This window comes from Flavobacterium aeripolare (genome assembly GCF_013294025.1).
Classification (GTDB): domain Bacteria; phylum Bacteroidota; class Bacteroidia; order Flavobacteriales; family Flavobacteriaceae; genus Flavobacterium.
Genome location: NZ_JABSNL010000001.1, coordinates 51,192 through 74,151 on the forward strand (window position 1 = coordinate 51,192; position 22,960 = coordinate 74,151).

Annotated in this window: 15 protein-coding genes; 9 read left to right on the forward strand and 6 right to left on the reverse strand. The window is 35.5% G+C overall.

The window, feature by feature from the left end:
- Nucleotides 1–57: 57 nt before the first annotated feature.
- The 4 genes from HNQ00_RS00215 (at nucleotide 58) to HNQ00_RS00230 (ending at nucleotide 4,869) form a co-directional block, all read left to right on the forward strand.
- Nucleotides 58–1,434, forward strand: a complete 1,377-nt coding sequence (locus HNQ00_RS00215) for a nucleoside permease (RefSeq protein ID WP_173835913.1) — start codon at nucleotides 58–60, stop codon at nucleotides 1,432–1,434.
- 364 nt (nucleotides 1,435–1,798) lie between these two features.
- Nucleotides 1,799–3,580 (forward strand): 30S ribosomal protein S1, encoded by a 1,782-nt coding sequence (gene rpsA, locus HNQ00_RS00220; protein ID WP_173835915.1) that lies wholly within the window; start codon nucleotides 1,799–1,801, stop codon nucleotides 3,578–3,580.
- 112 nt (nucleotides 3,581–3,692) lie between these two features.
- Complete coding sequence (locus tag HNQ00_RS00225; protein ID WP_173835917.1) at nucleotides 3,693–4,157, forward strand: DUF5362 family protein; 465 nt, start codon at nucleotides 3,693–3,695, stop codon at nucleotides 4,155–4,157.
- A gap of 157 nt (nucleotides 4,158–4,314) precedes the next feature.
- Nucleotides 4,315–4,869 (forward strand): fasciclin domain-containing protein, encoded by a 555-nt coding sequence (locus HNQ00_RS00230; RefSeq protein WP_173835919.1) that lies wholly within the window; start codon nucleotides 4,315–4,317, stop codon nucleotides 4,867–4,869.
- 111 nt (nucleotides 4,870–4,980) lie between these two features.
- On the opposite strand, the gene pheT is transcribed toward HNQ00_RS00230, so the two are convergent.
- The 4 genes from pheT to dinB form a co-directional block, all read right to left on the reverse strand.
- Nucleotides 4,981–7,401 carry a phenylalanine--tRNA ligase subunit beta gene (gene pheT / locus HNQ00_RS00235; RefSeq protein ID WP_173835921.1) on the reverse strand — a complete coding sequence of 807 codons (2,421 nt, stop codon included), beginning with the start codon at nucleotides 7,399–7,401 and terminating at the stop codon, nucleotides 4,981–4,983.
- 404 nt (nucleotides 7,402–7,805) lie between these two features.
- Nucleotides 7,806–8,420 (reverse strand): alpha-ketoglutarate-dependent dioxygenase AlkB family protein, encoded by a 615-nt coding sequence (locus HNQ00_RS00240; RefSeq protein WP_173835923.1) that lies wholly within the window; start codon nucleotides 8,418–8,420, stop codon nucleotides 7,806–7,808.
- A 19-nt stretch (nucleotides 8,421–8,439) separates the two neighbouring features.
- Nucleotides 8,440–11,490, reverse strand: a complete 3,051-nt coding sequence (locus HNQ00_RS00245) for a DNA polymerase III subunit alpha (RefSeq protein WP_173835925.1) — start codon at nucleotides 11,488–11,490, stop codon at nucleotides 8,440–8,442.
- Nucleotides 11,491–11,509: 19 nt separating this feature from the next.
- Nucleotides 11,510–12,691: a DNA polymerase IV gene (gene dinB / locus HNQ00_RS00250; protein WP_173835933.1), complete on the reverse strand. Its 1,182-nt coding sequence runs from the start codon at nucleotides 12,689–12,691 to the stop codon at nucleotides 11,510–11,512.
- Between the two features lie 87 nt (nucleotides 12,692–12,778).
- Between dinB and HNQ00_RS00255 the strand changes: the two genes are divergently transcribed.
- On the forward strand, nucleotides 12,779–13,546 hold the full coding sequence (locus HNQ00_RS00255) for an XRE family transcriptional regulator (protein ID WP_173835935.1): 768 nt from the start codon (nucleotides 12,779–12,781) through the stop codon (nucleotides 13,544–13,546).
- A gap of 85 nt (nucleotides 13,547–13,631) precedes the next feature.
- Here HNQ00_RS00255 and HNQ00_RS00260 read toward each other — a convergent pair whose 3' ends face one another.
- Nucleotides 13,632–13,808: a histone H1 gene (locus HNQ00_RS00260; protein WP_173835937.1), complete on the reverse strand. Its 177-nt coding sequence runs from the start codon at nucleotides 13,806–13,808 to the stop codon at nucleotides 13,632–13,634.
- Nucleotides 13,809–14,325: 517 nt separating this feature from the next.
- Here HNQ00_RS00260 and HNQ00_RS00265 point away from each other — a divergent pair.
- Both HNQ00_RS00265 and HNQ00_RS00270 read left to right on the forward strand, forming a co-directional pair.
- Entirely contained in the window at nucleotides 14,326–16,038 is a 1,713-nt protein-coding gene (locus tag HNQ00_RS00265) for an FAD/NAD(P)-binding protein (RefSeq protein ID WP_173835939.1), read from the forward strand.
- A gap of 386 nt (nucleotides 16,039–16,424) precedes the next feature.
- Entirely contained in the window at nucleotides 16,425–16,883 is a 459-nt protein-coding gene (locus HNQ00_RS00270; RefSeq protein WP_173835941.1) for a DUF1810 domain-containing protein, read from the forward strand.
- 135 nt (nucleotides 16,884–17,018) lie between these two features.
- Here HNQ00_RS00270 and HNQ00_RS00275 read toward each other — a convergent pair whose 3' ends face one another.
- Nucleotides 17,019–17,840: an SDR family oxidoreductase gene (locus HNQ00_RS00275; protein WP_173835943.1), complete on the reverse strand. Its 822-nt coding sequence runs from the start codon at nucleotides 17,838–17,840 to the stop codon at nucleotides 17,019–17,021.
- A 308-nt stretch (nucleotides 17,841–18,148) separates the two neighbouring features.
- Between HNQ00_RS00275 and HNQ00_RS00280 the strand changes: the two genes are divergently transcribed.
- Both HNQ00_RS00280 and HNQ00_RS00285 read left to right on the forward strand, forming a co-directional pair.
- Nucleotides 18,149–21,223, forward strand: a complete 3,075-nt coding sequence (locus tag HNQ00_RS00280; RefSeq protein WP_173835945.1) for a type I restriction endonuclease subunit R — start codon at nucleotides 18,149–18,151, stop codon at nucleotides 21,221–21,223.
- A gap of 1,066 nt (nucleotides 21,224–22,289) precedes the next feature.
- Nucleotides 22,290–22,610, forward strand: coding sequence for a GIY-YIG nuclease family protein (locus HNQ00_RS00285; RefSeq protein WP_173835947.1), 321 nt, complete (start codon nucleotides 22,290–22,292; stop codon nucleotides 22,608–22,610).
- Nucleotides 22,611–22,960 lie beyond the last annotated feature (350 nt).

The window sequence follows — 22,960 nt, forward strand, 5'->3', positions numbered from 1 at the left end:
CCATTTTTAATATTAGATTTACGCCTTGTAAATTTTGAAATAAATACAATTCAGCACATGGGAATTAAGTACAGATTGATCTTAATGAGTTTTCTACAGTTTTTTGTTTGGGGAGCTTGGTTGATTACAATTGCAAACTACTGGTTTGGGACTAAAAATTGGGATGGTACGCAATTTGGTTTAGTTTTTAGTACCATGGGGATCGCCTCATTGTTTATGCCTACATTAACAGGTATCATTGCTGATAGATGGATAAATGCCGAAAAACTATACGGTGTTTTACATATTTTATACGCTGCAGTATTGTTCTATTTGCCTACGGTATCTGAACCTACGACATTTATTTATATCATTTTATTGGCGATGTGTTTTTATATGCCAACAATTTCATTGAGTAATTCTATCTCGTACAATGCCTTAATAATGAATAAAAACGATATCGTAAAAGATTTTCCACCTATTCGTGTTTTTGGTACTATCGGGTTTATTGTAGCGATGTGGATTACTAACTTAACCGGAAATAAAGCAACAGCCAATCAATTTTATATTGCTGGTATTGCTGCTTTGATCTTAGGGGTTTATGCTTTTTCATTGCCTAAGAGTAAGCCACAACGATTGATAAAAGAAAATGCCTCAACTATGGAGGTCTTAGGTTTAGAGTCATTTAAATTATTTGCTAATTATAAAATGGCCTTATTTTTTGTTTTTTCAATGTTCCTAGGAGGAGCCTTGCAGTTAACAAATGCTTATGGAGATGTGTTCTTAGATGAATTCAAACATTTTCCAATTTACGCTGATTCATTTGTAGTGAAATATTCTACAATCATTATGTCTATTTCTCAGGTCTCTGAAACGTTGTTTATACTTGCAATTCCGTTTTTCTTGAAACGCTACGGAATCAAAAAAGTGATGTTGATTAGTATGTTGGCTTGGGTACTTCGTTTTGGATTCTTTGCTTATGGAGATCCTACAAATGGATTGTGGATGATTATTATGTCTTGTATCGTTTATGGTATGGCGTTTGATTTCTTTAATATTTCAGGATCACTATTTGTAGAAACAAATACAGATCCTAAGAACAGATCGTCGGCACAAGGATTGTTTATGATGATGACTAATGGTTTTGGTGCTATTTTAGGAAGTTTTACTTCTGGGTGGGCAATCGATCATTTCTTTACAAAGTCATTTGATTCAACAGCCTCGCTTTCTGCATTCTTAGAAACCGAACCTACTAATCCTGTTATGGGAGAATTTATCAAGGGGCAAGGAGTAGAAATTTTATCGAATGGAACCCTGAGTAATGTGATTCTAATGAAAGACTGGCACACAATATGGCTTTCATTTGCTTTATATGCTTTGATTATTGCGATTGCATTTGGATTATTATTCAAGCACAAGCACGATCCTAAAATTGTTGAGAAGTTAAATCATTAAGATTTATACCTTATATAGTAACCCGATGTTGAGAGATATCGGGTTTTTTTTGGCTGAAAATGAAGGATGTAAGCTGCCTAGCCCCGATGGAGCCGGTATCCTCGTAGTTCCTTTTTTTGGAACGAAGAGATAAAGGCGAGAGCGGGAAACCATGCCGGTAAAAAAGCCTATTGTTTCGCTTCTGATTTTCAGTAAGTTATCTTTTGCTGAATATTTTTGTTGTTTCAAATAAAAGTATTACTTTTGCAGACCTTTTGGTGGATAAGAGTTTCCATTAGGTATCAATTAATTATACAAACAACTTCTGTTGTTTTCTACTGCTTTATGAAACTCGAGAGAATGCAGAATACAAATTTTAATCAGCATGTCTGAACAAATCCAATCACAAGAAGAGTTTTTAGCAAATTTTAACTGGCATAACTTCGAAGAAGGTATCGATCCAGTAGATGAAAAAAACTTATTAGAATTCGAAGAACTAGTTACTAAAACTTTTATCGCTACTGATCAAGAAGAAGTAGTTGATGGTACTGTTGTTAGAATTACAGATAGAGACGTTATCGTTGATATCAACGCAAAATCGGAAGGTGTTATTTCATTAAACGAATTCCGTTACAACCCAAATTTAAAAGTAGGTGATACTGTTGAAGTATTAATCGATATCCGTGAGGACAAAACTGGACAACTAGTTTTATCTCACAGAAAAGCACGTACTATCAAATCATGGGATAGAGTTATTGCTGCAAACGAAACAGGTGAAATCGTTAATGGTTTTGTAAAATGCAGAACTAAAGGTGGTATGATCGTTGACGTTTTCGGAATTGAAGCGTTCTTACCAGGATCTCAAATTGATGTTAAGCCAATTAGAGATTACGATGTTTACGTAAATAAAACAATGGAATTCAAAGTTGTGAAAATCAACCACGAATTTAAAAACGTTGTTGTATCTCACAAAGCGCTTATTGAAGCGGATATTGAAGTACAGAAAAAAGAAATCATCGGTCAATTACAAAAAGGACAAGTATTAGAAGGTGTTGTTAAAAACATTACTTCTTATGGTGTCTTTATTGACTTAGGTGGAGTTGATGGATTGATTCACATTACTGACCTTTCTTGGTCTAGAATCAACCACCCATCTGAAGTTCTTGAATTAGATCAAAAATTAAATGTTGTAATCCTTGATTTCGATGATGAGAAAACAAGAATTCAATTAGGATTGAAACAATTAAACGCTCACCCATGGGATGCATTAGATGCTAACTTGGCTATTGGAGATAAAGTTAAAGGAAAAGTAGTTGTTATTGCTGATTACGGAGCTTTCATCGAAGTTGCTGAAGGTGTTGAAGGTTTAATCCACGTTTCTGAAATGTCTTGGTCTACTCATTTACGTTCTGCTCAAGATTTCGTAAAAGTAGGTGATGTTGTTGAAGCTGTTATCTTAACATTAGATAGAGATGACCGTAAAATGTCATTAGGTATCAAACAATTATCTCAAGATCCTTGGACTGATATTACTTCTAAATACCCTGTAGGTTCTAAACATTCAGGTATCGTTAGAAACTTTACTAACTTTGGTATCTTCGTAGAACTTGAAGAAGGAATTGATGGATTAATTTACATCTCTGACTTATCTTGGACTAAGAAAATCAAACACCCATCTGAATTCGTTAACGTTGGTGAAAAACTTGACGTTGTTGTATTAGAATTAGATGTTGATGGACGTAAATTATCTTTAGGTCACAAACAAACTACTCCTAATCCATGGGATCAGTACGAAGATTCATTCGCTGTTGGAACTATCCACAACGGAGAGATCTCTGAGATCGTTGATAAAGGAGCTACTGTAGAATTTGGAGATGATATCGTTGCTTTCATTCCTACTCGTCACCTTGAAAAAGAAGATGGTAAGAAATTGAAAAAAGGAGAATCTGCTGATTTCAAAGTAATCGAATTCAACAAAGAATTTAAAAGAGTTGTTGCATCTCACACTGCTATCTTCCGTGAAGAAGAAGAGAAAAATGTGAAAGCTAACAATGATAACAATTCTTCAGCTTCAAACTCAACTAATGCACCTGCATCTACTTTAGGAGATAGCAATGATGTATTAGCTGCATTGAAAGCTAAAATGGAAAAATCAGAGAAAAAATAATTCTCAGACAATCTATATATTTAAAGCCTCACAGTAATGTGAGGCTTTTTTTTTGTGTTGTATTTTCTGATAAAATGTATATATTTGAAAATAATTATAAAAATTTAAAAACATGGAAGGAATTACTTTTCAAGAGAATGAAAAAATGTACTTAAGCCAAGAGGCACAAGGCTTTCTTAAAGAAACAGCTAAATGGGCGTACTTTATGTCTATCTTAGGCTTTGTAGGAATTGGCTTTATGGTTTTACTTGCGTTGTTTATTGGTACGATTTTTTCAGCTTTAAATAATATGAGTGGAGGAATGAATCCAATGATGGGTATTGGTACCGGATTTATTTCGGGATTGTATTTAGTAATTGCTTTGATTTATTTTTTTCCAGTTTATTATTTGTTCCAGTTTTCATCTAAAATGAAAAAGGCTTTCAAAGTAAATGATAATGAGTTAATCAACTCATCTTTTGAACATTTAAAATCACACTACAAATTTATAGGTATTGTATCGCTTGTGTTTGTTGTGCTATATGCATTGATAATTTTGTTTTCTGTATTAGCAGCTGTGGTAGCTTTGTTTAATTAAAAATAATTTAAACATCAATCTTTTTTGAATATTTTATAGTATTCTAATCTATTGCTAAATAGCAAGATATGAATTTTATTGTTTTTTTATCATTGGTTTTAAAACCATAAGAGTAATAATGGCGTAAATGCTTTTATATAACTTAATAATTACAATTATGAAAACAAGAAAATTTTTATCAGTAGCATTTTTAGCATTAGTATTCGGAGCAACATCATTCGCTCAAAAATCAGTAATGGTTGGTGGAGCAGAGATGTTTCCTAACAAAAACATTGTTGAGAACGCAGTAAATTCAAAAGATCACACAACTTTAGTTGCGGCAGTAAAAGCAGCTGATTTAGTTGAAACATTACAAGGAAAAGGGCCTTTTACAGTTTTTGCTCCTACAAATACAGCTTTTGACAAATTACCAGAAGGAACAGTGGCAACATTATTAATGCCAGAGAACAAAAAAATGTTACAAACAATTCTTACTTACCATGTTGTAGCTGGAAAAATGAACGCTTCTGATATTGCTATGGCAATCAAAAAAGGAAACGGGAAAGCAACTATGAAAACAGTAAGTGGTGGTACATTAACAGCTTGGATGAAAGGTAAAAAATTATATATTACTGACGAAAAAGGTGGTATGTCAATGGTTACAATTGCTGATGTAAACCAATCTAACGGTGTAATTCACGTTGTTGATGCCGTTTTATTACCAAAAAACTAAGTAGTATTTAGTACTTAGTTTTCTGATAAATCAGGACTAAATAGTAAACATAAAAAAATCCCAACACAAATTAATGTGTTGGGATTTTTTAGTTACTATATGTTGGAGTAATTATCTCAATGTTGCGCCAAGTTCTGTTTCGAATGCTTTTTGCATTTTAACCATTATTTTATCAATTTGTACATCTGTCAATGTTTTAGATACATCTTGGATTATAAAACTAATCGCATATGATTTTTTACCTTCAGGTAGATTTTTTCCTTCGTAAACATCAAACAGGTTAATGTTCTTTAGTAGGTTCTTTTCTGATTGTTTTGCTATTGCAAAAATAGCGTCGTAGTTCACATTGTTGTCAACTAGTAGTGCTAAATCTCTACGAACTTCAGGGTACTTAGGAATGTCAGTAAACTTAATTTTAGTTGCTGCAGCCTTTAGAATAATATCCCAATTAAAGTCAGCATAATATACTTCTTGCTTGATTCCGAAATTTTTCAAAATCGATTTCTTAACCATTCCGAATTCTACTAATGCATTGTGTCCGCTTCCTATTGCAATTCCTTCTGAGAATACATCAGAAGTTACCGGACTGTTTTGTGTTTTCTGAATCCCAAAACGAGACAATACAGCATCAACGTATCCTTTTAATAAGAAAAAGTCTGTTGGTTTTTGTGCGTTAATCCAGCTTTCATCCGTTTTGTTTCCAGTTATAAAAACAGACAAATGTTTATTCTCTTCGTAACCTGATAAATACTTGTGGTATGTTTTACCAAATTCAAACAGTTTTAAATCGCTGTTTTTTCTATTGATATTATAAGAGATTGCTTCTAATCCTGAAAACAATAATGATTGACGCATTGTTGCAAGATCATTACTCAATGGATTTAACATGGTAACGTTGTGCTCTTCTTTTAATGTTTCAGAAAGCGCTACATAATTTGCCGTTGTCAATGAGTTAGCCATCATCTCATGAAATCCTTGCGAATTCAATTGTGTAGCAATAATATTCTGTAATTTATAATCTTCGTTTCTAGGAGAGTTAGCTACTGTAGCATTAAATTTATTCGAAAAATTAATGTTGTTGTATCCGTATACTCTTAATATTTCTTCGATAACATCAATCTCTCTTTGTACATCAACTCTGTAGGCAGGAATTGTTAATCCCAAACCAGTTTCAGACACACTGTTGACTTTAATCTCAAGTGAAACTAAAATTTGCTTGATGATATCTTTTGGTATTTCTTGACCAATGATTTTCTTAACATTGCAAAAGTTTAAGAACACAGCAAAGTCTTCAATCTTTTTTTGGTAAACATCACTCACATCCGATGTGATTTCTCCACCAGCAACTTCTTGAATTAATAATGCTGCACGTTTCAAAGCATAAGCAGTGATAGTAGGGTCAATTCCTCTTTCAAATCTAAAAGAAGCGTCGGTACTCAACTGATGTCTTTTTGCCGTTTTTCTAATGCTCACTGGATTAAAGTAGGCACTTTCTAAAAAGATTGTATTGGTATGCTCTGTAACTCCTGAATTTTTACCTCCAAAAACTCCCGCAATACATAAAGGCCCTTTTTCATCGCATATCATCAAATCTTCTTCGTGCAAAGTACGTTCCACATCATCAAGTGTCGTGAATTTAGTACCTGCTTCTAATATTTTAACGATAATTTTTCCGTTAATTTTTGAAGCGTCAAATGCGTGTAGTGGTTGTCCTAAATCATGTAAAACATAATTTGTAACATCGACAATATTATTTTTTGGAGTTAATCCAATTGCTTTCAATCTATCTTGTAACCATTTTGGAGATGGTTTAACTGTAATTCCAGATATGGTAACACCGCAATATCTAGGAGCTAGTTGTGTGTCTTCAATAACAGTGTCAATTTTTAAAGTACGCATATCAACTCTAAAATTACTCACTGATGGTGTAATCAATTCTAAGTTAAGACCACTTTGAATTAATCCTGCTCTTAAATCACGAGCAGTACCTAGGTGGCTCATGGCATCAGCACGATTTGGCGTTAAGCCTATTTCAAATACTTCGTCGTTTTCAACTTTAAAAACTTCTGATGCTTTTGTACCAGGTACAAGTGCATTGTCAAGAATCATAATTCCGTCATGACTTTCACCTAGACCAAGTTCATCTTCAGCACAAATCATTCCGTGACTTTCTTGACCGCGTATTTTTCCTTTTTTAATAGTAAAAGAACCGCCTTCTTTATCATATAAAACGGTGCCTATTGTTGCAACAGGAACTTTTTGACCTGCATCAACATTAGCCGCTCCACACACAATTTGTATAGGAGTTCCGGTACCAATATCAACCGTTGTTAATTTTAGTCTGTCAGCATCTGGATGTGGAATGCAAGTAAGTACGTGTCCCACTACAATTCCTTCTAATCCACCTTTTATAGATTGGTATTTTTCAACAACCTCTACTTCTAGACCTAAATCAGTTAGTAATGCTGCTGCTTCTTCAGAGTTCCAGTCTATTTTAATGAATTGTTTTAACCAGTTATAAGATATTTTCATCTGTCATTTTTAATAAGAGTGCAAATATAAGGATTGCAGTTTGTAGTAAGAAACTATTTTTTTTGTTTTTTGGAGAATAATGTAAGTTTTAGAAGGTAAATTTAGGAGTAGCTGTTTATACGGTAGCTATGCTTCTACTATCAGGGATGCTATTTTTATTATCTAGTACTATTTTATCCAATCTAGCAGCATATCGCATAGCATTCCTCATGGGTTTTACCATTTTAAAAAATTGGCAATCTTATTTCCAAGATTGGTAAAAGGGTCGATTTATAAAAATGCTATTCTCACTTTTACACTCAGAATAGCTGATGTTTCGAGCATTACTTTGTGCAGTACAAGATTGAAAAATTAGTTAAACTATCAACGCAGTTTATCGTTGTAACTGTAATTATAATAAATGATTACAAGAATTCGACATCTTGATATACTTGCCTAAAAGTTAAATTTATTCTAGGCAATATTTGCTTTGCCGTTTTAGGAACTTGATGTTGCCAGAACGTATTTGTAGTTCCCGATAGTAGCAAGAACGAACCGTGATGCAGCGGAATTTCGATTACCGGCAATTCTTTATTAAACTTGTGACGCAATTTAAAAACACGGGTTTCCCCAAAGGTAATCGAGGCTATATTGGGATTTTGGCCTGTATTGTTTTCTTTATCACTATGCCAAGCCACGCTATCGTTTCCGTTGCGATATAAATTTAATAGAACAGCATTGAAGCTGTCTTGAAGTTCGTTTTCGACTTGATGTCTTATTTTCATTAATTCTGAGGGCCAGGTGGTGGTTTCATTATCTTGGTACCATGCAATCATTCTAGGAGCTACTAATTTTTTATTGTACAATTCCATTTCATAATGCCGCCATTGGGTCTGTTTCAATAAGCGATCATAATATAGATCAGCCTCTGGTTTTGAAATGAATTGGTCAATTAGCATTAGCTCTCCATCAGGTAAATCATAGATAACTTTACCTGCTGTTCCTTGTGTAAATATATCAGTATCATTAAAAAGTGTCATAAATTAGATTTTAGGGTAGCTATTGCATTTTATATCTCGGTATGTTTATTTCGTGTGCCTGAGGATAAGGTTTTCTTTGGGTACTACTCACATCTTCCTTCAAACTTTTTTGTGTAGTAAATTGGTGGTCTTTAGCATCAGAATATCTTGGATCAGGTACAAAAGGCATTTTAGCCATTTTACTTATGGTGATTGTAGGAAAATGATAATCTACTTCTACAGTTCCTAGTAATAAGTAACAACCGCCACCTTCAAAGGGATACTGCAGTAAATTATCAGGAAAATGTGTGGTGTCAAAATAGGTTCCTTCTACATCAATCCAAGTCCCAAAATACATAGTCCCTCGTTTTGTAGGTACTTGTTTTCTCGAAATTAAATAGGCAAGTAGGCGCACTTGTTTTTTGTGGTGGTGAATCATTTGTTTTGCCATCACATCGCCTCTAAACTTTGTTTGCAACAATTCAAAGGGCGTATAAGAAACCGGAAAACTCAATAACTCTATCTCGTCAAAAGCATCTTCCAGTGGATCGCGGTCTAGTTTAGGCAATATAAATTCTTTAGTTGGTTCCTTCAGTAAAAGTAAATCAGTAGGGGGGATGGGTGAATTGTACCGCAAACTCGCTAGAATCAAGAGTTGGTTTTTTGTTTTATTGGTAAACTTAAAAGCACCAATAAAAATTAATATTTTAATGTTTTCAAGCCCAATGGGAATTCGATTTATAAAATCATCTAGTGATTGATAATTGCCATTGTTTTCTCGCTCAGCGACAATGTTTAAAGCAACCGCAGTATTGATCCCTAATAAATGTTGAAAGCCTAAATAAACTTCTTTTCCTTCAACGGTAGTGGTGTATTCACTATTATTCACGCAAGGATTATGCACGGTCGCTCCTGCCATGCGTGCTTCGTGCACGTAGACTTCTGTTCGATAAAAACCACCTTGATTGTTAATTACGGCAACCATGAATTCGATAGGGAAATACACTTTTAAATACAAACTTTGATAACTTTCTACGGCGTAAGAAGCAGAGTGTGCTTTACAAAAAGAGTAGCCTGCAAAAGATTCTATTTGTCTATAAATTTCTTCACTAAGTTCAAGAGGATGTCCTTTAATAGCACAGCAAGCAAAAAAATTGTCTTTTACTTTTTTAAGAGCATCTAGTGAACGGCCTTTTCCACTCATAGCACGTCGCAGGATATCCCCATCTGCAGCGGGGAGGCCACCGTAATGCAAGGCAATTTTTATCACATCTTCTTGATACACCATGATGCCATAGGTTTCACCTAATTGCTCTTTAAATACGGGATGAAAGTATTCGAATTTATCAGGATGATTGTGCCGGTAGATATATTCTTTCATCATTCCTGACTGTGCCACTCCAGGACGTATAATAGAAGAAGCAGCTACAAGCGTCTTGTAATCATTACATTTTAATCGTCGCAATAATCCTCTCATAGCGGGACTTTCGATATAAAAACAACCTATTGTGTTTCCTTGTGAAAGGGCCACATTTGCAATAGCCTCATTTTTTGACAAATCAGTATTTCTTATGTCTACATGAATCCCTTTATTCTTAGCGATAAGCTTCACGCTTTCATCGATATGACCTATGCCGCGCTGACTCAAAACATCAAACTTTTCAAAACCAATAGACTCTGCGATATGCATGTCAAAGAGTACAATAGGAAAGCCTTTAGGAGGCATTTCCAGCGGTGTGTAATTAGTGATAGGCTCTTCAGAAATCAAAATGCCACACGAATGCATGCTGCGCTGATTGGGATATTTTTCGAGCAGTTTTCCGTATTGTTGTACCAGTTTTACGATGTTGTTATTGGGTTGTAATTTGGTTGGGTTTTTAGCCAGCACGTCTAATTCTTCTTTGGGTAAACCAAAAACTTTTCCTACTTCTCTAAAGATCGAACGATATTTAAACTCCACATTTGTACCGCAAAAAGCAACGTGCTCTCTACCATAACGCTTGAAGATATATTCTAAAATAATGTCGCGCTCTTTCCAGCTCCAGTCGATATCAAAATCAGGAGGACTCTTACGGTTTAAATTCAAGAAACGCTCAAAATACAAATCGAGTTCCAGCGGACAAATCGCGGTAATCCCTAAGCAATAAGCAATAATACTATTAGCGCCACTACCACGGCCTATGTGTAAAAATCCTTGACTACTACTGTACCTCACAATGTCAAAGTTGATCAAGAAATACCCGCTAAACTCGAGTTGGTCAATGACTTTAAGCTCTTTTTCCATTCGAGCTATAGCCTCCTGATTGTTTGTGCCATAGCGCCATTTTAATCCTATTTTTGCCAATCGTGTAAGTAAAGCAATGTCGTTTTTTTTAGAATTGGTATAGTGTATTTTATTTTTTGGTATCGAAAAGTCAAAATCAAAGTTACATTCCTGAATAACAGATTGCGTATTTGCAATGACTTCGGGATAATTTTGATAGGCTTGCAACAGTATTTCTAGGTCTACCATTACCTCGGTGCTTTTTGCATAATCGTCTTCGGTGAGTTTTGAGAGCACGGTATTGGTGTCGATTGCTCTCAAAATTTTATGTAAGTTGAATTCGGTTTTTGTTCGAAAAGTCACCGGCTGTAAAATAACCATCTTAGCCATTTTAGCGTTCCATTCTTTCGAATATAATTTATTTACCTCTTCCGGTCTTAGTCCGATATACTCATTTTTACCCAGTACTTCTGGTGCATTTTCAAAGCTATAAATTACAATTACAGCTTCCCACTGTGGCGCAACCATGGGTAACGGTTCACCACTGAAATTATGTGCCGTTAAAAACCGATTCATTGCAGCAAGACCTTCCTTGTTTTTAGCCAAACCAATGTAGCGCAAATCATTTCCAGAACGGAATTCCATGCCTACTAATGGTTTTATATTTGCCTTTTTACACGCACTAATAAAATCATAAATTCCGGTAACAGTATTAATATCAGTTAAGGCCATAGTTGTAACTCCCGCCTTAATACCATGATGAATAAGATCATCGAGCGGAATAGTGCCGTATCGTAGAGAATGGTAAGAGTGACAGTTTAAATACATGTTCAAGCTATAAATTAGATTACTGTTTTCTATTTAATATTTCGTTTTTGGTATTGGGTTTTAATGCTGCACCGGCGCATCGCATGACCGCATCAAAACCGTACCTGCTTTTAAGAGAATCCATGGCAGTGTACAGTGATAGCATTTCTTGAGTGTCCTCAAATAGGTTTATCTGGTACGTTCCATGCACTAATCCACTAAAACGGATTCCCACTAAGCGCAGCCGCATACGCCTTTGATACAGCTTCTCAAAAAGTTCCATTACCTTCTCGTGAAGCTGATGATCAGCAGAGGTATAAGCAATTTTACTTTGCTTGGTCTCGGTGTCAAAGTTGGCATAGCGTATTTTAACAACCACCGTTGATGTAAGCCATTGCTCAGAGCGAAGCTGGAAAGCCAACTTTTCAACCATTCCTGAAAGCACCGATTTTAATTGTGCCATGTTGATGGTATCCTCAGAGAAGGTGTGCTCTGTGGTAATCGATTTTCTCTCGGTATACGGCTCTACGGCTTGATTATCGACACCGTTTGCTTTTTTCCAAATCTCCAATCCGTTTTTACCAATCATTCTTTGCAGTACTTCGGCGGGCATTTCGGCTAGGGTTTGTATTTTTCTAATCCCAATGCGAGACAATAATTGAAAAGTAACATCACCCACCATAGGGATTTTTTGAATCGATAACGGATTCAAGAATGGGCGTACTTGCTCCTCAGAGATTTCGAGATTCCCCAATGGTTTGCCTTCTCCGGTGGCTATTTTAGAAACGGTTTTATTAATTGATAAAGCAAAACTTATGGGCAATCCTGTTTCTTTAACCACGCGGTCAGCCAGTTCATTTGTCCATTTATAAGCCCCGTGAAAACGATCCATTCCTGTAATATCAAGATAGAACTCGTCGATACTCGCTTTTTCTACCACAGGAGCTTTCTCGCTAATTACCTGTGTAACATCGTGTGATAATTGTGAATACCGCTCCATGTCACCTTTTACGATTTTTGCTTGCGGACACAGTTTTAAGGCCATCGCAATAGGCATGGCAGAGCGCACACCAAAACGTCTTGCTTCATAAGAGCAAGAAGCAACCACACCGCGATCGCCACCGCCTATAATTAAAGGAATTCCCTCTAGTTGCGAATTTATTAAGCGTTCGCAGGATACAAAAAAGGTATCCAAGTCCATATGTACAATTGCTCTGCTCATTATTTTTTTGATTTATAAAAAGCAAAATTAGCGCTGATTGTAACAAAATTAATTATATTTGTTGTTACAAATTATAACAAAAAAATCATGTCTATATTTTCTGACAACATTAGAAATCTAAGGATTAAAAGGAAAATTTCACAAGAGAAATTAGCTGAATCGCTTGCTATAACTCGCGGACGCTATGTGAAATATGAAGATGGAACCTCAGAGGCACCTTATGATATTCTAAAAAAGATAGCGCAGTATTATCACATTAGCATTGATTTGTTACTCTCTGTAGATGTGCGAAAAGTGCCAATCGATGAATTGTTGAAACTAGAAGACAATCGTATTTTATTGCCCATTACCGTCAATAAAGATGGAGATAATTTTATCGAAATAATTCCGCACAAAGCGCGAGCAGGATACCTTTCTGGTTACTCAGATCCTGAGTTTATTGAGAATTTACAGCAAATTTCGTTGCCGTGGTTGCGCAACGGAAAATTTAGAGCATTCCCTGTAGATGGTGATTCTATGCCTCCTCACAAAAGTGGTTTTTACATCGTGGGACGTTATATAGAAACGCTAGGAGAAGTGCGAGATGGTAAAACCTATATTTTACTTACAAAAAATGAAGGTATCGTTTATAAAAGGTTAAATAAGAATGGTAAAAATGCCTTAGTACTGCACTCTGATAATGCGTATTATAAATCATACGAAGTGAAAGCTTCAGAAATATTAGAGATTTGGGAATTTGCCTGTAGTCTCGCCACCGAAGAATTTACTCCAGATGATCTAACTCCTGAGAGTTTAAAAGATGTTTTGATGGATTTAAGAAGAGAGGTGAGGGAAGTAAGAGCAAAATTAGCTTAATGCCAATATAATCCTTGAAAACCATTATTTAAAGCACAAAAAAAAGTCCTTAGTTTTCACTAAGGACTTTTTAATAAATAACGAATTATTTTTTAGACTCTTCGATAGAAAGTTTTCTAAATTCCTTTAGCATTTTTTCCATTTCTAAAGTTGATTTACGTGCTCTTGCTCCAGCAGCTTTAACTCCTTTTTCAACTAGAGATTCTGTTTCTGCAGTAAATGTTTCAAATTCAGCATTAATTTTTGCTACTAACTCTTTCATATTTTTAATATTATAATTGAATAGCAAAAATAGAATTTTGCACTAGATAGCCTAGCAATATTATGTTAAAAATGAATTAATATTATACTTTTTGTTGCACTTCCCTTAAAAAAAACCGCTAAAAATCCTTTTTGAGCACTATTTGGCTGTTCGATTTTTAAAAACACACTTCCTCTTAAATTATTATAACAGCTGTAATTCTTCGACTGATATTGTAAGTAAGCTTGTTGGGAATTTTATAAAATTATAGCCAAATCCCATAATCACAAACAGCCTTGTTCGTTTACTTTTATACCCTATTAAAAGAACTAAAATAAGCTGTTTTAGCACATTATAAGAACAGTGCTTTTAGGTAAATTGTTGGTTTTATTCAAGTACATATGGGCTGTTTATTATTCGAAAAAAAAAACAACCAAGCCAAACAAACAATTTAGATTATCTCTTTTAATCAATTACAATTCAGATAATTATTATTTACATAAAAATATACAACGCAACTAATACATCCCAAAAATTGATGAAAGCTAAAAGACGCATTGCGATAGTAGGAGGAGGCCCTAGTGGACTGTTTCTTTATAAAAGATTATTAGAAACTGGAAACAGCAATTTTGAAGTAGAAATATTTGAAAAGAAAGCCGTTTTAGGTGCTGGAATGCCCTACAGTACAGAAGGAGCAAATGACGAACATGTAACTAATATTTCTGATAATGAAACGCCAGAATTAGTTACATCAATAGGCGAGTGGCTACAAACGGTGCCTCAAGAACTGCTGGAGCGATTTGATATAAAAATTGAAAATTTTAATGAGTATAAAGTGCTTCCAAGACTACTTTTTGGGTATTATTTGACTGCACAATTTGATTTATTACAAGAAATCGCTGTGAAAATGGGTATCGAAACGCTTGTTCGCTATGAAACTCCGGTAGTAGATATCGATTATGACCAAGAAAACAAAATTGTTTGGGTAGCTACTGCCAATGAAAAAATACGTTTTGATGATGTGGTTATTTGTACTGGTCATTCTTGGCCATCTCGTTTTGAAGGAAAATTTGAGGGTTGTTTTGATTCGCCTTATCCCCCGGCAAAAGTAGCGTTAAAAGTGAACCATGCGGTGGCTGTAAGAGGAGCTTCCTTGACGGCTGTAGATGCCATAAGGACGCTCGCAAGAGAAAATGGTGCTTTTCATAAAGAAGAAAACGGAAGCTTTACCTATACCTTAAATGAAGAAAGTAAAGACTTAAAAATAGTAATGCATTCTCGCGGTGGCTTGCTGCCAGCAGTTAGGTTTCACCTTGAAGATTCTCATTTATCAAATGACTCGTTATTAACTGAGGACGAAATCAACGTGCATAAAAAAGGGAATGGCGGTTTTTTATCACTCGATTATTTATTCCAAAAAGATTTTAAAGACATTTTTAGAGACAAAGATCCCGAGTTTCACGCTAAAATCAAGGATTTAAGTATCGAAGAGTTTGTAGACGAAATGATGGATTTACGTCTTACCCTAGATCCATTTTTATTACTTAAAGCAGAATACACCGAAGCCGAGAAGTCCATTAAAAGACACCAATCTATTTACTGGAAAGAGATGTTAGCGGTATTGAGTTTTGCTATGAACCACCCAGCCAAATACTTTTCGGCAGAAGACATGCAGCGTTTACAAAAAGTGTTGATGCCATTGATTTCTATAGTAATTGCCTTTGTTCCTCAAGCCTCTTGTGTTGAATTAATGGCGCTCTATCATGCAGGTATTTTATCGATACAAGCGGTGGGTTTTGATAGTGAAGTAGTCCCACAAGAACAAGGAGGAATTGTCTACAAATTCATGGACGACAATAAAAAACCACAGTCTGTTTATTATAAAACATTTATTGATTGTGTAGGGCAGCCGCATTTATCTTATGAAGATTTTCCGTTTGCGAGTTTGAAGAAACAAAAAGCAGTTAGTCCAGCAAAACTAAGATACCAGTCAGAAGCAGTCGCTATTGAAGCGATGAATGCAGGAAATAGTTTTATAGAATCAGACGCGTCAGGAAATTACTACTTGAACGTTTCAGGAATAAGTATTAATGACCATTTCCAAATATTAGATCATTACGGTGCTTATAATGACCAAATCTATATTATGGCGGTTCCTTATATAGGTGGGTTTAATCCAGATTATTCTGGTTTGGATTTTTGTGAGGCGACATCACAACGTATTGTCAATGCTATTTTTACAGCTGTATAGTATTTAGTTTTAAAACAGCATTTATACAATCACTTTACCACAGATTAATAGTATTTAATCTGTGGCATTTTAATTTTCTCTCCTTATTATATTTTGAAGTTATAACTACTTGCTTTTAGCTGAGCTACATTTATTCGAATAAAAGAGCAGCATAAGTGAGTAGCTCTATGTTAGAAACATAATTATTAAATTAATTCTTAGAATACAGTTTTATTGGGAACCTCACTATTAGTAAGCCATAAGGAGATAATGATAAAAGTAAAAAGTTATAAGCTTACGCCAAAATACTGTAAGAAATTTTGCTGTTGTCAGATCTAAATTTGCATCGGCAATAAAGTACAAAAGGGTACAGCCATTAAAATTAATTAGATTTAAAATATAGAATCATGTCTTATTCAAACATTGAATTGCAACGTTTTTTAGAAGCACAAAATAAATTATATACTACTGCATTATCAGAATTAAAAAGAGGGAAAAAAGAAACACACTGGATGTGGTTTGTATTTCCACAATATAGAGGTTTAGGAAAAAGCAACGTCTCTGATTACTACGGAATCAAAGATTTAGACGAAGCAAATCGTTACATGCAGCATCCAGTACTTTCAAGAAATTTGATTGAAGCAACAGGCTTATTATTAGAATACAAGAAAAAATCAGCTGAAGGTATTTTAGGTGATTTGGGTGCGATGAAATTACTGTCATCAATGACACTATTTAGCCAAACCGAGAATGCAAATCCTATTTTTCAAGAAGTAATTGATACTTTCTTTTTTGGTTGTATCGATGCCAAAACAGCAAGCTTAATACACGCTGAGCCATCATCAATTCTAGCTGTAGCCGTTTAAATAATAGATTAAAACCATTAGTTTTTACGCTAGCTTAAATACACTTTTTAAATAACTTCTCCCTAATAAAAAAGGCCACCTCAATCGAGATGGCCTTTTACATGACTACTAATTAAGAGTTTTATCTCAATTGTATTATTTTTTAGATTTGTCAATTTCGTTCGTTTGAATTTCGTACTGACGGTCTTGATATTCTTTACACATTGCCACAAATTCCTCAGTGTGTATGGTTCTAAAGTTGTGATTTTCTTGCGGAATGATTTCGACCATTTTATCAATCATCACTTGTGGATCTAATTGCATTTTCCCCATTTGTTTCGCTGCTTTTTCAATATCTTTTTTAGGAGTAAAGTGTACGTCTTCATCAAACCATTGTTTGTAAGAATCATAAGCGCGATCGTTAAAACCAGTTTCGAATGGCCCTGGATTGATAGTTGCCACTGTCACTCCAAAAGGTTGCAATTCATCACGTAAACATTGAACAACGGCCTCAAGCGCGTGCTTTGATGCATTATACGCCCCTAAAAACGGATTAGTCACTAATCCAGCAATCGATGAAAGAAAAATAACTTTCCCTTTTTTCTTTTCAACCATTTTTTTAATAAAAGGCTGTGAAAATTCAAGTGTTCCAAAGGTATTCACCTCCATCACTTCTCTAAGATAATTTACGGGAATCTCAGCCATAGGTCCGGTTTCGGCTCTACCAGCATTGTTTACTAAAATATCAATATCGTATTGCCACGCTCTTTTGCGGTCAATAGGATCTAAGATGTCTATTTTTATTAATTCAATTTGTTTTTTATAATCGGTGTCTGCTAATTCTTCTTTAAATCGAGACATTTGTTCCCATGTATGCACGGCAGCAATCACTTTGTGCCCTTGTTGTGCTAGTCCTATTGCTGTTCCTTTTCCTAATCCTGATCCTGCTCCTGTGATAAATATTGTTTGCTTTTTCATTTTGCTTGTATTAAAATTATTTTAGTACAGTAAAATTAAGGCTCTTAAAAAGGGAATGGGTTATGGTACTTTTTACATTAGTTATAATATTCATAGTGATGATCAGTAAATATTATATCATATTGTACACTTTTAGATTCGGAAAATTATATTGATGCTATCAGCTAATGTACTGTATAAGCGAAATGCATTTTTATTTAAAAAAAATGTAAACTAAGTTTTTACTTACTTTCGTTTTAGGGTTTAAATGCCTAAGTTTGGTAATTGGACAAATATTGTTTTTTATTTATACTTTAAGAACTTTTTTAATGGCTTTCAACGAAGATTCAAGAGTTAAAATTCCCGCTATACTTCATCTAATGCGCTTAGGTTATGACTATTTATCATTGGCTAATGCAGTGCGAGATGAAAGTACCAATATTTTTACCGATATTTTTAGAGAAAGTGTTTTGAGGCTCAATTCAACTTTGAATGATGCGGATATTTCAAGAATATACCTTGAACTAGCGCTATCTCTAGAGAATGAAGATTTAGGGAAAGCTTTTTACGAGAAAATAACGGACCAATCAGGTATTCGTTTTATCGATTTTGAAAATTTCGAAAACAATACTTTTCACATAGTTACCGAGCTTACCTACAAAAAAGATGATGAAGAATTTCGTCCAGACATTACGATATTGATTAATGGAATTCCTTTGGTATTTATCGAAGTGAAAAAGCCAAATAACCTTGACGGAATACAAGCAGAACACAACCGCATAGAAAGCCGTTTCAAGAATAAAAAATTCCGCCATTTCGTCAACATGACGCAGTTGATGCTTTTTTCCAATAATATGGAATACGATAAGGAGTCGACTTTGATGTTGCAAGGAGCATTTTACGCTACTGCATCATATCAAAAACCAAGTTTTAATTTTTTTAGGGAAGAATTGCAGGAAGAATTCACTACTGTTTTAACCGATCTAGATGATGCAACAGAGATTTTGGTTTTGAAAGACAATAATTTGGTTGGAATCAAAAATGCCCCTGAATTTATCACCAATAAAAATCCTGATACACCAACCAATCGTATTTGTACTTCGTTGTTACAAAAGGAGCGTCTGCGTTTTATGCTGCAATATGGCATTGCTTATGTCAAAGGATCTAAAGGTTTGCAAAAGCACATCATGCGCTACCCGCAACTTTTTGCGACCAAAGCCATCGAGTCCAAGTTGGAGCAAGGGGTAAAAAAAGGAATTATTTGGCACACACAAGGAAGCGGTAAAACAGCTTTGGCGTTTTATAATGTAAAGTACTTAACGGACTACTACCGTAAAAAAAATATAGTTCCCAAATTCTATTTTATTGTGGATCGAATTGATTTATTGATTCAATCAGCAAAAGAATTCAAAAGTCGTGGACTGACTGTACATGAAATAAGTAGCAGGGATGCTTTTGCAAAAGACATTAAGGCCACTAGCGTGATTCATAATCATTCGGGTAAGGCGGAGATTACAGTAGTGAACATCCAGAAATTTCAGGATGATCCTGATGTGGTTCGAAATACCGATTATAATCTAAATATTCAAAGAATATATTTCTTGGACGAAGTGCACCGCAGTTATAATCCTAAGGGGAGTTTTTTGGCCAACTTAAATGAGTCAGATGCTAATGCGATTAAGATCGGGTTAACAGGTACACCGTTATTAGGAACGGATTATAATTCTAAATCGCTCTTTGGAGGGTATATTCACAAATATTATTACAATTCCTCTATTGCCGATGGTTATACGTTGCGTTTAATTAGAGAAGAAATTGAGACTAATTATCGACTAACGTTAAAAGAAGCCCTAGAAGAAATTGATATTCTAAAAGGGAATGGTGATAAAAAATTGGTTTATGCACACCCAAAGTTTGTAGAGCCTATGCTGGATTACATTGTACAGGATTTTGAGAAGGCTCGAATAACGATGAATGATAACTCGATTGGCGGGATGGTAGTTTGCGATTCATCTGAACAAGCTAAAATGCTTTACGAAATTTTCCAAGAGAAATATGCTGTAAACGCTTTTGCGTCAGATTTGCTAATGGCTGCCGAGCCTTCAACTGGCTATGGAGCCAAAAAGAAACTTGAAAGCAAAGTCAATACTGCGGCAGTTATTTTACACGACATAGGGACAAAAACAGATCGTAAAGATCAGGTGGAGCAGTTCAAAGACGGAAACATTGATTTACTATTTGTTTACAACATGCTTTTGACTGGTTTTGATGCACCACGATTAAAAAAACTGTACATAGGACGGGTAATAAAATCACACAATCTATTGCAAACTTTAACTCGTGTCAATCGTACGTACAAAGAATTTAAATACGGGTATGTAGTTGATTTTGCTGACATCCAAAAAGAATTTGATAAAACCAATCAAGATTATTTCAACGAGCTACAATCGGAGTTGGGGGATGAGATGGAGCATTACTCTGACTTATTCAAATCTAAGGACGAGATCAATGCAGAAATTCAAGTGATCAAGGAAGTATTGTTTCCTTTTGATATTCAAAATTCTGAGATATTTTCGCAACAAATTACCCAAATTCAAGATCGAGGGGTTATGTTACAAATTACCAAAGCATTAAATAATGCAAAGAATTTGTACAACCTTATTCGTTTGTCTGGCAATTATGATATGTTGGCCGAAATGGATTTTCATAAACTTACTGTTCTTTCGAGAGAAGCTAATAATCATTTGGCTTTGATAAATACCAAAGAAGCTTTAGAAAGTAATGTAGACACGTCCAATTTGTTGAACATAGCCCTAGAAGATGTATTGTTTGCTTTTGTGAAAATTAAGGAAGAAGAAATGGTCTTGGCAGATCAGCTCAAAACCACCTTGCAAAAAACTAGAGAAATGCTTGGAGGGAATTTTGACCAAAAAGATCCAACCTTTATTTCATTAAAAGAGGAGCTGGAACGCTTGTTCAAAAAGAAAAATTTGAGTGAAGTGTCTAAAGAAGAAATGGAAGCTAACATCAAAGCTTTGGAACAAATTTATACACAAGCCAAAGAATTAGAGCGCAAAAATTTACTTTTGCGTGCTAAGTACGATAATGATGAGAAGTATGCTCGAATGCACAAACGCTTGATGGAAAAAGACCCTTTAACGGATAGCGAAACCAAACTATTTGAAGCACTGCAAGGATTGAAGAAAGAAGTAGATCTTCAAATTTTACAGAATTCGAAGATGCTTGAAAACGAAAGTTTTGTGGATAAAATGATGATGCGATTGGTTATTGATCAATTTAAGAACAAACAAAATATTCAACTGGATACTGTTGCAGCAAAGCGTATTAACAGTATTATAGTTAAGGAATACATGAATGAATTTTATGGCAGGACTGCTTATTAATAATTTGAGCCTTCATAAACACTTGTAGCTTAAATTTATGATAGTTTCGAGTAATAGCCGATGGGTCAGTGAGACAAGAAATCAGATGTAGACTTGTCTGCCTGAGCGGAGTCGAAGGCTACGTGAGGTGATAGGGATAGCGTGGAGTAGCACGAATACTTCATCTTAAGCCTGTCCAGAGCGATAGCTGAAAGGCTCGGCGACACAGTGTTTTCAAGTAGTGCATTTGTCAGCGTGAGCGAAATCGAAGGCCTCGTGAGGTGATAAGAAAAACATGGTAGTAGCGCACACGCTTCGACTTAAGCTTGTCCAGAGCGATAGCCGAAGGGCTCAGCGAGACAGTGTTTTCAATTAGTGCATTTGTCTGCCTGAGCGGAGTCGAAGGCCTCGTGAGGTGATGAGCACAATTTGTCAATAGCGCACACGCTTCGACTTAAGCTTGTCCAGAGCGATAGCCGAAGGGCTCAGCGTGACAGTGTATTAAATTAACGTCTTTGTCTGCCTGAGCGGAGTCGAAGGCCTCGTGAGGTGATAAGAAAAACATGGTAGTAGCACGTACGCTTCGACTTAAGCTTGTCCAGAGCGATAGCCGAAGGGCTCGGCGACACAGTGTTTTCAATTAGTGCATTTGTCCGCCCGAGCGAAGTCGAAGGCCTCGTGAGGTTATGAGCAAAGTCTATCAATAGCAAGAACGCTTCGACTTAAGCTTGTCCAGAGCGGTAGCCGAAGGGCTCAGCGGGACAGTGTATTAAATTAACGTCTTTGTCTGCCTGAGCGGAGTCGAAGGCCTCGTGAGGTTATGAGCAAAGTCTATCAATAGCAAGAACGCTTCGACTTAAGCTTGTCCAGAGCGATAGCCGAAGGGCTCAGCGAGACAGTGTTTTCAATTAGTGCATTTGTCCGCCCGAGCGAAGTCGAAGGCTACGTGAGGTGATGAGCACAATTTGTCAATAGCGCACACGCTTCGACTTAAGCCTGTCCAGAGCGATAGCCGAAGGGCTCAGCGGGACAGTGTAATGCGACAGAGTTTAAGTATATAATATGGCTTTTAATTAAATTTATTATTATGAAACAATTCTATGTTTATATTCTAAAATGTTCCGACAATAGTTATTATACTGGTATGACAAATGATATAAATAGAAGATTTTTGGAACATCAAAATGGTATAAATATTAATTGTTATACTTTTGAAAAAAGACCTGTTGAATTGGTTTTTTGCACAGAATTTAATGAAGTACTTCAGGCTATTGCTTTTGAAAAACAAGTAAAGGGTTGGAGTAGGAAAAAGAAAGAAGCTATAATTAATGACAAATGGGAAGATTTAAAAAAATTAGCAGTTTGTCAAAATGAGAGCAACTCTAGCAATTACAAGAAAGAAGAATAGTTGTACTTGATTTGAGTACAATTTGTCAATAGCACGAACGCTTCGACTTAAGCCTGTCCTGAGCGATAGCCGAAGGGGTCAGCGAGACATTGTATTCGATTAACGTCTTTGTCTGCCTGAGCGGAGTCGAAGGCCTCGTCAAGTGATTAGAAAAACTGGGTAACAGCACGAACGCTTCGACTAAAGCTTGTCCTGAGCGATAGCCGAAGGGGTCAGCGAGACAATGTGTTCGATTAACGTCTTTGTCAGCCTGAACGAAGCCGAAGGGGTCAGCGAGACAGCATTATTAATTAGCGCATTTGTCTGCTTGAGCGGAGTCGAAGGTCACTGAGGTTATGAGCAAAGTTTAT

Bases quoted from the DNA above. Each gene is read 5' to 3' on its own strand.
- HNQ00_RS00265 (WP_173835939.1), top strand. From the start codon at position 14,326: ATGAAAGCTAAAAGACGCATTGCGATAGTAGGAGGAGGCCCTAGTGGA.
- HNQ00_RS00245 (WP_173835925.1), bottom strand. From the start codon at position 11,490: ATGTATTTAAACTGTCACTCTTACCATTCTCTACGATACGGCACTATT.
- HNQ00_RS00285 (WP_173835947.1), top strand. From the start codon at position 22,290: ATGAAACAATTCTATGTTTATATTCTAAAATGTTCCGACAATAGTTAT.
- pheT (WP_173835921.1), bottom strand. From the start codon at position 7,401: ATGAAAATATCTTATAACTGGTTAAAACAATTCATTAAAATAGACTGG.
- HNQ00_RS00230 (WP_173835919.1), top strand. From the start codon at position 4,315: ATGAAAACAAGAAAATTTTTATCAGTAGCATTTTTAGCATTAGTATTC.
- HNQ00_RS00275 (WP_173835943.1), bottom strand. From the start codon at position 17,840: ATGAAAAAGCAAACAATATTTATCACAGGAGCAGGATCAGGATTAGGA.
- HNQ00_RS00270 (WP_173835941.1), top strand. From the start codon at position 16,425: ATGTCTTATTCAAACATTGAATTGCAACGTTTTTTAGAAGCACAAAAT.
- HNQ00_RS00260 (WP_173835937.1), bottom strand. From the start codon at position 13,808: ATGAAAGAGTTAGTAGCAAAAATTAATGCTGAATTTGAAACATTTACT.
- HNQ00_RS00255 (WP_173835935.1), top strand. From the start codon at position 12,779: ATGTCTATATTTTCTGACAACATTAGAAATCTAAGGATTAAAAGGAAA.
- HNQ00_RS00225 (WP_173835917.1), top strand. From the start codon at position 3,693: ATGGAAGGAATTACTTTTCAAGAGAATGAAAAAATGTACTTAAGCCAA.
- dinB (WP_173835933.1), bottom strand. From the start codon at position 12,691: ATGAGCAGAGCAATTGTACATATGGACTTGGATACCTTTTTTGTATCC.
- rpsA (WP_173835915.1), top strand. From the start codon at position 1,799: ATGTCTGAACAAATCCAATCACAAGAAGAGTTTTTAGCAAATTTTAAC.
- HNQ00_RS00280 (WP_173835945.1), top strand. From the start codon at position 18,149: ATGGCTTTCAACGAAGATTCAAGAGTTAAAATTCCCGCTATACTTCAT.
- HNQ00_RS00215 (WP_173835913.1), top strand. From the start codon at position 58: ATGGGAATTAAGTACAGATTGATCTTAATGAGTTTTCTACAGTTTTTT.
- HNQ00_RS00240 (WP_173835923.1), bottom strand. From the start codon at position 8,420: ATGACACTTTTTAATGATACTGATATATTTACACAAGGAACAGCAGGT.